The following is a 12,620-nucleotide window of genomic DNA, read 5'->3' as shown; positions in this document are numbered from 1 at the left end:
GGAGCAGCGCGATCCCATCTAGCCAGTCAGCGACAGATGCTCGCGTTCCCCGAACGCGCGCCCAGCGGCATTTGCGGATATGTCGAAGAAGGGCCAGTACCTCTCCGCACCATGATCTCGGCCTCCACCCATGCCGAACTTGTCGGCGGCTGGTCGTAGCGTCCATGGAATGAACTGGCGACCGTGGTTGGAGCTGTGGAGCGAGGAATGGATCGCCAGCAGAGATCCTGATGAGTTGGATCCCGAGGTGGTGCAGCAGCGCTGGCTCGGGTACGCCCCGGCCACCGAGGCCGACATCGCCGCGGTCGAGCAGCGCCTCGGCCTACGGTTGCCACCCTCCTATCGCAACTTCCTGCTGACCACCGATGGATGGCGCCATGCCGGGGAATTCGTGCGGAAAATGCGGGACACTACCAATCTGGGATGGCTGCGTGACCTCGAACCAACCTGGGAGTCCTGGGCCGACCTGATCACTGAGCCACCCGTCGAAGCACCGGGTAACCCGTTCAGTCGCGGACTACTGATCTCGCTGCACGCCGACGTCGGAGTCCTGTTCCTCGACCCGGCCGACCGCGACGAGAACGGCGAATGGGCCGCCTACAGCGTGTTTTCCTGGGGGGAGTTCCCGCAGTGGTATCCGTCGTTCACTGCCCTCATGGAATCGGAGTACCAAAGCCTTCATCGAATACGTCAGCCGGCGGGCAAAACCCGTGACGACTGGGGTCTGGTGGCCGAACAGGCACGAGGCGAAGCCCTTTCCGGGGACATCGACACAGCCATGGCGGCCCTGGAGAAAGCCCAGCATTTCGGCCAGGCACGCGCCACGGTCTTACAAACCCAGCTCCAGATGTTCCTCAGCACCTCTTCCCCCTACGATGCCTCCCGGTTCCTTTCGCGTGTGCTACCGCTGGCACCCGTTCCGGAGGGATTCTTCACCGGTCCACTGTTCACCGACGAGTTCGTGCCATGCATGTTCCTGCAACACGTACACAAAGAACCCTGGTATGCCTCCGCGCTCGACGTTGCCCAGATCGTCGACGACCCCGGGGGTGAGATCAAACGTGCCATCGACGGGCACCGGGCCCGGGTAGAGCGGCCCGGCTACCAGCTCTCCTACGGCAACCAAGCATTCGACGCCGCGGTACGAAAGGCGCTCGCGCAACACCACTCCGACCCGGCGGCGCTGTGGCATGCGCTCGAGGCCGCGATGGCGCATTGGCAGCCCCGTACGCCAGATCACATCGCCCCGGTCGCGTTGCTGGCCGACCCGGTGCTGGCGTACAGCCTCACCCCGGAACGCGGGCGCGCGCTGTTGAGTCAACCGCGCAGCGGCCGCTGACCCGGCGAGGCTGACCGAATCGGTTCCTTCATCGGTTGCGTGCGACCGGGCGACAACTCGGTCCTCACCGCACACCCGCACCAGCTCCCGGATCATCTGCGACCACGCCGGATAGCACGCTCATCGGCATGAGCGGACGTGGTCCGACTGTGTCCTGTCGGAGCGTCGGACCTTTCGTCGTGTCGTGTGACACCTAAGGCTTGGCCGACGAGGTGATCGGCGGCTCGGTCGGGGCCGCGGAGTGCGGCACGCCTGTGTAGTCGGGTAGCTCGACGCCGTTGATCGCACGCTCGATCAGTTCGGTGAACCATTCACTGTCGAAATCGGGGGTCGGCTCGGGATCTGGTCCCGGAAGGTCGCGGGTGCGCGCGTGCAACCGGCCGATCTCCTGGTTGGCCTCGACGAACGACCGCATTCGCTTCTCGTAGGCGGCGAACCCGGCTTCGGGCTCCCAGCCGGCGGTGGCCAGCTCTCCGGCCAGTACGTAGGCGCCGACCAGGGCCAGCCCGGTGCCCGCCCCGGACAGCGGCGACGAGCTGAACGCCGCGTCCCCCAGCAGCGCCACCCGCCCGCTCGACCAGCGGTCCATCACCACCTGAGCGACCTCGTCGAGGTAGAAGTCCGGTGTGTCGTCCAAGTGCGCGAGGATGTTCGGGGTCAGCCAGCCCAGGTCGGCCATTCGCTCACGCAACAGGCGCTTCTGGGCTGCGACATCGCGGTAGTCGACGTCGAAGTCTCGCGAAGGAAAGGAGAACATGGCCATCGCCCGGGTGGCGTCCTGGATGGGCCGCAGCCCGGCCGAGCGACCGGACTCCTGGAAGTCGATCAGCCATCGGTCCAGCCCGAACTCGTTGGGCACGCTGTAGAAGGCCAGCATGTGCCCGAGATGGCGGACGAACCGCTCGTGTGGCCCGAAGACCATCGCTCGTAGCTGCGAATGCAATCCGTCCGCCCCGACCACCAGGTCGAAGCGTCGCCGGTCGCCGCCAGCGAAGGCCACGTCGGCTCCGTCCGCGTCCTGGGTGAGTTCAGTGATGCGGTCGCCGAAGATGTACTCGACGCCGTCGCGAGTGTCGTCGTAGAGCACTTGGGACAGGTCCCCGCGCAGGATCTCGATCTCGGCGATGTATCCGTCGCCACCGTGGTCGTCGGCACGGAAGGTCTCCAGCACATTTCCGTCGGCGTCCACGGTGTACGCGCCGGCGGTCTCGGTGCGCGCCGCGCGGACCGACGCGTCCAGTCCCATGCGCCGGATGACCTCCTTGGCCACCCCGCGCGCATCTACGGCCTGCCCTCCTGGACGCAAGGCGGGCGCCCGCTCCACCACAGTCACCTCGGCCCCCCACCGGTGCAACCAGTGGGCAAGCGCGGGCCCGGCGATGCTCGCCCCGGCCACCAGCACCCTGGGACCGCTCGCCCGGATCGTGTGCCCCTGTTCGGAATCGTCGACGCCCATCACTGCCTCCTGTATCTCCGCCCGCACGGGAACGGTCCCGGTACAGGCACACCGCTGTGGGTGTATCCAGCTGTATCGACGGCGGATCCCTCCAAAATTCATCGGTGCAGCCGAAAACATGTGCCCCCGGTTCCGTGGGCCACGGAACCGGGGGCTAGTGGCTCAGTCGATGCCGCAATAGCGTGCCCTTCGCTGCTCGGAGCAGTGGGACAGTTCGAAAGCGCAGAGCAGTAAGGAATTTCGATGAGACGATCACTGGCTGCGGCCACACTGGTCGGTGCGCTGATGTCGGCATCGCTGGCGACCGCCAAGGCCGCCACCGAACAGATTGCCCCGCTCGCTGGGTGCGTCGAATTCCCGGGCGAGCCCGCGAACCATGTGCCCGCCACTTGCTAGTCGTCGTGCGAGGTTCCTCGCGTTGTATCCGCTGGCCCCGACGATCAGGGCCTTTGCCTTCATCGCTGTTCCGCCGCGACCCCGGCGGCGCCGATCGCTGCATAAGATCCGGTGAGCGCGACCATTGTCAGCGCCGACCGTGTGGGAACGTCGCGTCGAACGAGGTGTGTGAGACCCGCGACGGTGTCGGAGATGTCTACTGCCAGACCAAATCTCTTCCATCGGGCTCGTTCCCGTGGGCCTGCGGTGAGATAACCCAATCCCATCGCCAACGCCCGGGCCCCGTAGATCCGCGTCATGTAGGTCAGTTCCGCTGAAGGTCGAACCCCCACGAAGCTGCCGAATCTACGCGGGGCGGTGAGCGAGGTGATCGCTAGGGCAAGCCGACCCACTGCCATCAGATTCATAGTGTTGCTCTGACGTGCGGTACCCGGCTCGCTGGCTGCGAGTTCGTCGCGGGACCGGTGAAAACGCTGAAGCAATCGCAGTGCGAGGAGGGGGTGGGCCAGCAGTCGTGGAAGTAGAGGCATCGGATCGAAGTAGGTGTCGTTGCTGACGAAATAGCCGTCGCGCAACACAATTCTGTCCACGACGTCCACTGCGATCGGCCGCCCGCCGAGAGTGCCGAGGAGGGCGAACTCTATGAGCACGCCGTCATCGGTGGGACCCCACCGATGGACGACGCCGTGCAGGTCCGGGACCGCGTCGAACACGCCGTCGAAGAGACGGCGAAATCCGGCAGGCCCCGCTCCGCGGACGGACAGCGGCTGGCGCTGTCGACTTTCCGGAGTGATTCTCGACAGGAAATGCTCGATGAATGCGTCGCGGTTTCCTTTTGCCAAACCCTCCCGGAAGAACGCGATGAACTCGTCCTTTTCGTCGGACGAGGTGGGTTTAGGAAGTGAATCGTGCTGTGGCATGGCTCTTCCTTGCTTCGGTGGCGTGCTGGGCCACGAATCAGCCCACTCCGACGCTAACATAACTTTTAGAAGTGGACTCATTATTTAGAAGTTCACTTCCGATTCTCTTGTCCGCCTGCTAGCGTGGCGGTATGGCACGACGTTCGTATGACCAGTTCTGCGGGTTGGCGCATGCGCTGGACGTAGTTGGGGAGCGCTGGACGTTGCTGATCGTGCGCGAGCTGATGTTGGGCCCGAAGCGATACTCAGATCTGGCCGCGGCGCTGGACGGCATCGGAACCAGCCTGCTGGCGGCCCGGGTCAAGCAGCTCGAGTCCGAGGGTGTGGTCCGGCGGCGACTGCTCGATCCACCCGTCGCGTCCGTGGTGTACGAACTCACCACTCGTGGCCGTGAGCTCGCCCGCGCTATGGTCCCGCTCGCGCTCTGGGGTGCCCGGCATTTCATGAGCGCGGAGCGCGCCCCCGAAGAGAGCTTTCGCGCCGAATGGGCCCTGGTCTTTCTTGCTGACCGCTTGAACAGCGCCACTCCGGCAAATCTGAACGCCGAGTACGAGTTCCATATCGACGACAGCGTCGCGCGCCTGCGCGTCAGCGACGGAGAAGTCGACGTGGTCGCCGGAAACGGTGGCACCTCTGCCGATGCGGTCCTGCGCTGCGACTCCGCCACTGCCGCCGCACTCGCCGGTGGCCGGATGACACTCGCCGACGCGATCACCGCCGGCCTCGTCCAAGCCGAGGGACAGCCCGAATTGCTCGCAGAACTGCTGGAGCTGCTGAGCTCTCAGCTGTTGTTGCTGTCCTCTCAGGTCTGACGGTTAGCGTCTGGCAACGCTGTGCAAGCAGAGCGCACGCAGATGCGGCCCTGCGAATGCGCACGATTCGGCATTACCGGACGGTGGGTTTCGGATCGGGCGTTGCGGCCTCGATAAGTCGCTGGCCCAGGGCGCGGACGGCGTCGTTGAGCGCTGCAGGGTGTTCGATGACGAACGGGTGGTTGAGGCCGGCGAGTACGGGGGGAATCCAGTCGAGGTGTTCGGCTCGGATCTGGACCCGGACCCATGGGGCGGCGTCTGGTGGCGGCGGGTCGATCTCGTGCATGGTCGCGATCGTCTCGGGGAATAGTGCGCGGACCTGGGGGAGTGTGCCTTGGACCCGGATCGAGACCTCGTGTCGATAGGGAGCTGTGGCGAGTGCGGAGAGCAGATGGGCGGTCGGCTCGAATTCGACAGGGGGAGTGAAGGTTCCGGGGAGGGTGGTTACCTCGGTGACGCGGTCCAGGCGGAATTGGCGTAGGTCGTCGCTGGTGGTGTCCATTCCTGTCAGGTACCAGCGGCCGGAGTGGCTGACGAGCCCGTAGGGGTGCACGGTCCGCTCACTGCTTTGCCCGTTCCGGTCGGTGTAACCGATCGCGATCGGTCGGTGCTCGTGGGTGGCCTCGGCGATCCTGAGTAGGACGGGGGTCTCGACGGTGACTTCCGGTCGGGTGTCGGCGGTGAATTCGGCGGTGTTGAGCAGTGCGTCCAGTCGGGCTGTCAGGCGTGAGGGCAGGACTCGACGGAGTTTGGCTGTCGCGCTGTCGGCGGCGTGGGCGACCGTTGTCGACCGGCTGGTGAGGAGGCCGAGTAACATGGCTACGGCCTCGTCGTCGGTCAGCATCAGTGGCGGCATTCGGTACCCGGGAGCGAGCCGGTAACCGCCGTAGCGGCCCCGGATCGATCGGACGGGGATATCCAGGTCGGTGAGATGGGTGACGTATCGCCTGACGGTGCGTTCATCGACACCGAGCCTGTCGGCGAGTTCGCCGACGGTACGGGTGCCGTCGGCTTGCAACAGCTCGAGCAGGGCCAGTACTCGGGCAGTGGGGCGCGTCATCGGGAAATTCTCGCATTCATACCGGGCGGAAACTGTCCGGTATGGGCTCTACCGTGGCGTTCGGCGGTGAAACGTCCGCCCCACCCGACAGCAGGAGCACGCAATGAACCTCGTCTCGATCCGCCTGATCACCGACGACATCGAACAACTGGTCGGCTTCTATCAGCGGGTGACCGGTGTCGAAGCCACGTGGGCTACACCGGATTTCGCCGAGATCATCACGTCGGTCGGCACGCTCGCGATCGGAAGCGTCCGTACGGTTGCTCTGTTCGGCGCAGGCAGTGCGAGCCCGGCCGACAACCACACCGCGATCATCGAGTTCATGGTCCCCGACGTCGACGCCGACTACCGGAGGTTGCAGGACAGTGTCGACGGCTTCGTCAACGAGCCGACGACGATGCCGTGGGGCAACCGGTCGCTGCTGCTTCGAGACCCCGACGGCAACCTGATCAACCTGTTCACCCCGGTCACCGCCCAGGCTGTCGCGAAATTCGCCGGGTGACGTCGGTACAGCCGCAGGCTGAAGTCACTTGCGCGGCGCACCATGTCGTGGAAGTTGGCGATGATGTCGGCGCCTGTCCTGCGCGCCGACATCATCGCCTTTCATGCCGGTTAGCCTCGGCACCGCTGGTGCTGGATCAGCTGGGCACGTTCGAAGCCGCCGAAACAGCGGCCTCTGGACTGGCCTGTGCGCGTGGCACGGTGAAAGTGGCCACGACCGATGCGATGGCGATGACGAAGCAGGCCGCTGTGTACCAGAGGTTTCCGATGGGATCGCCGTTGCTCGTCCGACCGTCGACGGCGTCGAAGAAGTCGGGCAGTGACGCGATCCAGAGGAGCGCGAAGATGGCGAGATAGAGCGTGGCGAACCGCTGGACGAACGGGTCTGTGTACTGCGAAGGGGTCGCGGAGCCCTGGCGCAATTGGGTCCACTGGCGGATCATCACGAATCCGGCGACCACGGCGAGGACGGCCAACTCCAGTGCGTAGACGATGCCACGCACGGTGTCGCTGCTCATGCCGATGACGGTCGCGGGCAGGGGGAGCAGGAAGGTGCCGAGCGAGGCCAGCAGGCCGATGACGATGGTGCGCCACGTCAATTCGATGCCGGAGAAACTTCTGCCGTCATCGACGTGGCGGCCGACGAAATACTGCACGCAGAAAGCGAGCGACATCGGCCACAGCGCCGCGAATACCACGACGCTGCCCATCGGGACCGAATCGAACATGGGCTGATTGATCGGGTTGTCCACCGTCCATTCCCACCAGCGCAGCTGCGGCCCGAGGTGATCGAAGATCTCGTAGAAGGCGTGGTGGACGAAACCGACGCAGGTGGCGCCGATCAGGACACCGTATCGACGGAAGATACCGAGCATCCGGACGATGCCGAACGCCATCGTCGCCATCAGCGGATAGATCGCGATGATGTAGAGGGGTAGGCGGCCCCAGAGGAAGTCCACGGTGAACACGTTGTGCGCGAACATCGTGTCGATGTGGTCTTCGATACCGAACGCGGCCGGGAAATACAGGGGCGGTTCGATAATGAACAAATAGGCGGTGGCGCCGAACCACAGGACCAGGTTGGTGGGGTCGCCGTGGCGGCGCAAGCGCATGATCGCGTACCAGAGCGCGAGAATCGCGCCGACGACGATGGTGAGTTCGAGGACCGGCAGGGTCCAGTTCTCCAGGGCGAACGGGCTGCGGAATTCGACGAGACCGCCCGCTTCCTCGCAGGAGAAGCCGAGTTGGTGAGCGAGGTCGGCGAAGGTGGGGGAACAGTGATCAGCCATCGGGATACCTTCTACGAGCTGACGGAATCGGCGGTGTACCAACGGGTGACGTCATAGCCCTCGTCGTAGCGGCGGAACCACTCGTCGGCGAGCACGGGCAGCTTCTCGTGCGCGGGATTGTGGCGCGGCATCTGACTGCGGATGATGCCGCCCAGTGCGACGAGCTGTTCGCCCAGCCCGAGATCGTCGAACGCGCGCGGCATCGTCCCGTTGTCGGCCGGCTGGAGGAAGGGCAGCCAGCGGCGCAGAGTCTGGCCCCTGCGGTAGTTGGCGAACATCGACAGCGCGTCGACCTGCCGATCTTCCAGCGGCACATGCTCGTTGAAGCCTTCGCACGCCACCCGGATCACCTGCAGCACGTGCCGGAAGATCGACGCCGCCACCCGCATGCGGTACAGCTCACTGTCGACCACCGAGTTGAAGATGATCAGCGCCGAGCTGCGATGCTCGACTTCCTCGACGAAATGCCAGATGAACAGTGAGGCGACACGATCGTCGCCGGGGGCGAACAGATTCTTGTCGTTGTCGAGCATCAGCTTGAACACCGGCGTGAAGGTCGCCTCGAGGTCGGCGGTGTAGGCGAGGCGGTACTTCACCGGCGTCTCGGCGGTGAGCTTGTCGAACTCGCCGATCACCGCGTCGAGGGTCTCCTGCAGGCCCGGGTAGCGGCGGATCAGCGCCTTCACATGCTGGCGGTGGGCGTTGGAATGCTGACCCTCCTGGCGCATGAACGCGTCGGCCTCCTCGGCCACCTCGGGGTCGGTGATCTGCGGTTTCGCCTGCGTGATCAGCTGCACGATCATTTTCTCGAAGCCGATCGCCAGGAATGAGACGGCATTGGCCATCGACGAGAACGCCGGGTTCTGTGGGTTCCACAGGAACGGCACGTCGTAGTCGGAGAACGCGAAGTCCATTTTGCGGACGTGAAGATCGGTCACGGTGGGGTTACCTCGTTGTCTGCCACTCGGTTGATTGAAGCAATCATACGAATAGGCGGCCGAGTGTATGATCACTTTGACGGAATTCGCTCTGACCTGGGGTTGTGCTAGCGTCCACCCGGTGGCACGTAGACGTGGGTGGGGCGGTAGTCCGCCGGGGGACGATGCGGAGGCGACCCGCCGGATCATCGCCGCGGCAGTCGAACTGATCGGCCGGACCGGTGCGGAGATCAGCATCGCCGACGTGGCCGAATCGCTCGGCGTCATCCGCCAGACGGTCTATCGGTATTTCCCCAGCGCCGACGCGCTCATGACCGCCGCGGCCATCGCCTCGGTCGACGATTTCCTCGACCGACTCACCAACCAGGTCAGTGGCCTCGCTGACCCCGTCGAGGCGATGACCGAGGCCGTCGTCTTCACCCTCACTGATGTCCGTCGTACGCCCCACCTGGGCATTCTGCTGTCGAGTTCGTACTCCAACGTCCATCCGGAGAGCATCACTTCCGACGAGGCCCAAGCTTTCGGCATGACCATGATCCGCCGCTTCGATGTCGACTGGGCCGCTCATGGTTACGACGAGCCCGCCCTGCGCGAACTCGTCGAGTACGTCCTGCGCACGATGCAGTCGTTCTTCCTGTCGCCGGGTAGTCCGACACGCTCCGACGAAGAATTGCGCCGCTACCTGCACCGATGGATGGGAACTGCGATCAGCGCGCAGCCATCGAGCTGAAACGCAGAACGTGCCCGCCCGGAAGTCGGACGGGCACGTTGCTGAAATCTCAGGCTGCCGCGGCGGCAATCCGGCGCGGCTCGATCGCGGCGGCGAGCAGATAGCTGCCGCCACCGGCCAGCGCCAGCGCCCAGTACAGGTACGCGCCGTCGAGAAACAGTGCGGCCGTGGAACTCACGGCAAGCCATGCGCCGAGTGTGTACTGCAGGACGTCGCGGTAGGCGGCACCGCCTGCCAGGTAGAGCAGTCCGACGATCAGCCCGGATCCGGTCGGCCACAGGGTCGCGGCGGTATCGGGGCTCAGCGTGGAACCGAGCGCCGTGATCAGGAAGAACAGCGCCGCGAAACCGATCAGCCACGAGGCGCCGAGCAGGTTGCCCACGACCGCTTCCCGTCCCGTCGCGCCGCGCTGGGCTCTCATGGAGACCACGGTGGTCACGATCATGGCCGCTAGCAAGCCGACCCCGAGGAGCGCGCTCGGCACGAAACTCGGTAGATCGAGCAGCGGGTTCGGACCATGGCTGAGGGCGAAGGCGCCGTGGCCGACGAGCCAGGCGAGGCCGAAGCTCAGGTAGATGGGCCGATTGTCGAGGACGGTGCGAACGGGCTGTGAAACGTACATGATCGATCTCCAGTGTGTGAGCGGGTCAGGCGCTGACGAGGACGACTTTGCCGGTGACGGTGCCGGATTCGGCGAGCTCCATCGCTCGGGCGGCATCGGTGAGCGTGATACGGGCCGCGACCTGGGCGGTGACGGTACCCGCGGCGGCGAGCGCGAAGACCTGGGCGAGATCTTCGGCGATACGAGCACGGAAGCGGGTGAGGTTGCGTTTGCCCGCCCACAGGTTGTAGAAGTGGGCACTTCGCTTGTTGGGCAGCATGTTCCACCACAGCAGGCGGGCGAACAGCTTCAAGACCGGCAGCCGGGAGTCGCCCTCGTCGTTCTTGGTGGCGGCCGTTCCGTAGGAAACGAGTGTGCCGCCGTCGGCGAGCAGGTCGAACGAGTCGGTGATGCCGGTCCCGCCGACGTGATCGAAGACGGCATCGACGCCCTGTGGTGCGAGAGTTCGAACCTGTTGCGGCACATCGCCGCGGTAGTCGATCCAGGTGGCGCCCAGTGCGGAGACCGCGTCGGCATGGCGAGCGGACGCGGTGCCGATCACGTGAATGCCCGCGGCCCTGGCTAATTGGACCAGTGTCGAGCCGACGCCGCCGTTGGCGCCGTGGACGAGGATCGTGTCGCCGGGCCGGACGTCGGCCGTGCGGTGCAGCATCTGCCAGGCGGTAATGCCGTTCACGACAAAGGTTTCCGCGTCGGCGGCGTCCAGCGTGTCCGGCACCGGGATCAGGTCGGCGGCGTCGAGGTCGACGTGGCTGCTCCAGCCGCCGGTCTTGGTCAGCGCGGCGACCCGTTGCCCGATCAGCGTCGCGTCGTCGGCCGCGATCACCGTGCCGACCAGGTCGTAGCCGGGGACGAAGGGGAAGGGCGGCTGGTCGAAGTACTTGCCGCGGCGCATCTGCTGCTCGGCGAAGGACACTCCGGAGGCTTCGACTCGGACCAGCGCGCGACCGGGGCCTGGCGCGGGGAGTTCGCGTCGGGTGACGAGCAGGCCGCTCGGGTCCACTCGGCCGGGCAGGACGATCTCGGTGGCGGTAATGGTGTTCATCAGGCTGCCTTCCGTAGTGTGTGACTGGTCAATCACTCTTGGTGGAAAAGAAAGCTCCAACCGGAAAGGGCTGGAGCAAGGGGTCAGTGGGCCTTCGGGTGGCGCATTCCCGTGGTGAGGGCGGTGGCCCAGGGGCTGTCGTTGCCGTCGAGTCCGAGGGTGGTGACGAGGTGGCACAGCTGGCCGTAGGCGATGAAGTACTGGATCTGCTCGGGGGCGCCGCCGGAGCGGCGCTGCACGAACGTGGTCACCTTGGCCAGGCCGCGGCGCAGCGCGTCGGCGATTTCCGGGATGTCGGTGGCGGATTGGGCGTGCACCTGCAGCATGAGCAGGCTCTTGTCGGCGATGAGTTCGGCGTAGGCGCCGCCCATGTCGTGCAGGATTCCGGCCGGGTCCTCGGCGGTGGAATTGGCCGCGCCCGTGGACATCGCGCGTTCGACGAGGTCGAAGCAGTGATCGAGCGCGGCGACGAACAGGGCTACCTTGCCGGGGAAGAGTTTGAAGACGTAAGCGGGGGAGATGTCGGCGCGCGCGGCGACGGTGTTGATCGGGGTGCCGTGGTAGCCGGTTTTTGCGAACTCGATGATCGCGGCGTCGACAACTGCGTCTCGCCGGACGTCCGAGGTGGAGAGGGTGGCACCGCGCTTGGTCATGTGAGTGACTGTACACTCACTCTTGGTTGAGCGTCAATGCCAACCAGGGGATCAGTGCAGATCAGCGAGAGCGGTATCGACGTCCGGGCCGGTCAGGCTGTGCCGGTTACTGTGCATGACCAGGCGTAATGGCCGTGGGCAGTCCGGTGCTGTGCTGAAGCGATCGGTTGCCACGATGCGCGCCGGGGCGTCGAGGTGGTCGCGGACCCGGGTCATGAGGGCGTAGCGGCTGAGGGTTTCCGCGCCCGCGATATGCACGACGCACGATTCGTCGGCGAGCTGCTCGAGCGCGGGCGCCAGGCTCGGCAGGTACAGCGGATTGCACACGATGTCGGTGCGCGCCTGGATCTCGGGTGCGGCGAAGCGGGCCAGGAATTTGTTCGACAACGGGCTGCGCCCGTACACGAGCGGGAGGCGAACAACCAAGTGGCGCTCCTGTGCGAGGACCAGATCCTCGGCGGCCACCTTGGTCTCGCCGTAGACGTTGATCGGTGTGCGCGTCGCGCTTTCGTCATAGTGGTCGGCCGTGCCGTCGAAGACATTGTCGGTCGACAGGTAGACGAGTTTGGCGCCGGTATCGTCGACGGCCTCGAGCAGCGGCACCATCGGCGCGACGTTCGCCGCGTAGGCGGCGGCGGGATCGCGTTGCGCGGCAGCGAGATCCACGACACCGGCGGTGTGGACCACCACGTCGAACCCCTGCTCGAGCAGTGTCCGCACCGCGCCGGTGTCGGCGAGATCCACCGGGGCGAGACCGTGCCCGCCCCGGCTGGTCCCGACGACCTCGTGGTTCTCGGCGAAGTGCGCGTGCAGCGCGCTGCCGACGAAACCGGAGGCGCCGAGGATCAGGATCCGCACC

At 65.6% G+C, this 12,620-nt stretch carries 14 protein-coding genes; 5 read left to right on the top strand and 9 right to left on the bottom strand.

Features of this window, described 5'->3' with window-relative positions; all coding sequences use genetic code 11:
- Positions 1-169 precede the first annotated feature (169 nt).
- The gene (locus NS1_RS03950) at positions 170-1,339 is read left to right on the top strand and encodes an SMI1/KNR4 family protein (protein WP_062981701.1); all 1,170 of its coding nucleotides are present in this window, start codon (positions 170-172) and stop codon (positions 1,337-1,339) included.
- 193 nt (positions 1,340-1,532) lie between these two features.
- Here the strand turns inward: NS1_RS03950 and NS1_RS03945 are convergent, their stop codons facing one another.
- Positions 1,533-2,795, bottom strand: a complete 1,263-nt coding sequence (locus NS1_RS03945; RefSeq protein WP_062981700.1) for an FAD-dependent monooxygenase — start codon at positions 2,793-2,795, stop codon at positions 1,533-1,535.
- A gap of 243 nt (positions 2,796-3,038) precedes the next feature.
- Here NS1_RS03945 and NS1_RS39830 point away from each other — a divergent pair, with 243 nt between their 5' ends.
- Complete coding sequence (locus NS1_RS39830) at positions 3,039-3,191, top strand: hypothetical protein (RefSeq protein ID WP_157125087.1); 153 nt, start codon at positions 3,039-3,041, stop codon at positions 3,189-3,191.
- A 59-nt stretch (positions 3,192-3,250) separates the two neighbouring features.
- Here the strand turns inward: NS1_RS39830 and NS1_RS38815 are convergent, their stop codons facing one another.
- Entirely contained in the window at positions 3,251-4,111 is an 861-nt protein-coding gene (locus NS1_RS38815; RefSeq protein ID WP_169812739.1) for a nuclear transport factor 2 family protein, read from the bottom strand.
- Positions 4,112-4,242: 131 nt separating this feature from the next.
- Here NS1_RS38815 and NS1_RS03935 point away from each other — a divergent pair, with 131 nt between their 5' ends.
- The gene (locus tag NS1_RS03935; RefSeq protein ID WP_062981698.1) at positions 4,243-4,923 is read left to right on the top strand and encodes a winged helix-turn-helix transcriptional regulator; all 681 of its coding nucleotides are present in this window, start codon (positions 4,243-4,245) and stop codon (positions 4,921-4,923) included.
- Between the two features lie 73 nt (positions 4,924-4,996).
- Here the strand turns inward: NS1_RS03935 and NS1_RS03930 are convergent, their stop codons facing one another.
- Positions 4,997-5,983, bottom strand: coding sequence for a helix-turn-helix transcriptional regulator (locus NS1_RS03930; protein ID WP_062981695.1), 987 nt, complete (start codon positions 5,981-5,983; stop codon positions 4,997-4,999).
- Between the two features lie 103 nt (positions 5,984-6,086).
- Here NS1_RS03930 and NS1_RS03925 point away from each other — a divergent pair, with 103 nt between their 5' ends.
- Entirely contained in the window at positions 6,087-6,485 is a 399-nt protein-coding gene (locus NS1_RS03925) for a VOC family protein (protein ID WP_062981693.1), read from the top strand.
- Positions 6,486-6,621: 136 nt separating this feature from the next.
- Here NS1_RS03925 and NS1_RS03920 read toward each other — a convergent pair whose 3' ends face one another.
- Positions 6,622-7,773 carry a hypothetical protein gene (locus NS1_RS03920; RefSeq protein ID WP_062981691.1) on the bottom strand — a complete coding sequence of 384 codons (1,152 nt, stop codon included), beginning with the start codon at positions 7,771-7,773 and terminating at the stop codon, positions 6,622-6,624.
- Positions 7,774-7,784: 11 nt separating this feature from the next.
- Positions 7,785-8,711 carry a metal-dependent hydrolase gene (locus tag NS1_RS03915; RefSeq protein WP_062981689.1) on the bottom strand — a complete coding sequence of 309 codons (927 nt, stop codon included), beginning with the start codon at positions 8,709-8,711 and terminating at the stop codon, positions 7,785-7,787.
- 121 nt (positions 8,712-8,832) lie between these two features.
- On the opposite strand from NS1_RS03915, the gene NS1_RS03910 reads away from it, so the two are divergent.
- Positions 8,833-9,441 (top strand): TetR/AcrR family transcriptional regulator, encoded by a 609-nt coding sequence (locus tag NS1_RS03910; RefSeq protein ID WP_062981759.1) that lies wholly within the window; start codon positions 8,833-8,835, stop codon positions 9,439-9,441.
- Between the two features lie 49 nt (positions 9,442-9,490).
- Here NS1_RS03910 and NS1_RS03905 read toward each other — a convergent pair whose 3' ends face one another.
- The 4 genes from NS1_RS03905 to NS1_RS03890 all read right to left on the bottom strand — a co-directional run bounded on the left by NS1_RS03905 (position 9,491) and on the right by NS1_RS03890 (position 12,619).
- Positions 9,491-10,063 carry a hypothetical protein gene (locus NS1_RS03905; protein WP_062981687.1) on the bottom strand — a complete coding sequence of 191 codons (573 nt, stop codon included), beginning with the start codon at positions 10,061-10,063 and terminating at the stop codon, positions 9,491-9,493.
- Positions 10,064-10,088: 25 nt separating this feature from the next.
- The gene (locus NS1_RS03900; protein ID WP_062981685.1) at positions 10,089-11,108 is read right to left on the bottom strand and encodes a medium chain dehydrogenase/reductase family protein; all 1,020 of its coding nucleotides are present in this window, start codon (positions 11,106-11,108) and stop codon (positions 10,089-10,091) included.
- An 83-nt stretch (positions 11,109-11,191) separates the two neighbouring features.
- A complete protein-coding gene (locus NS1_RS03895; RefSeq protein WP_062981684.1) occupies positions 11,192-11,761 on the bottom strand; it encodes a TetR/AcrR family transcriptional regulator in 570 nt (189 codons plus the stop codon).
- Positions 11,762-11,812: 51 nt separating this feature from the next.
- Complete coding sequence (locus NS1_RS03890) at positions 11,813-12,619, bottom strand: SDR family oxidoreductase (protein WP_062981682.1); 807 nt, start codon at positions 12,617-12,619, stop codon at positions 11,813-11,815.
- Position 12,620 lies beyond the last annotated feature (1 nt).

Source organism: Nocardia salmonicida NBRC 13393, assembly GCF_001613085.1.
GTDB classification, from domain to species: Bacteria; Actinomycetota; Actinomycetes; order Mycobacteriales; family Mycobacteriaceae; genus Nocardia; species Nocardia salmonicida.
This window is presented reverse-complemented; position numbering and strand designations above follow the sequence as displayed.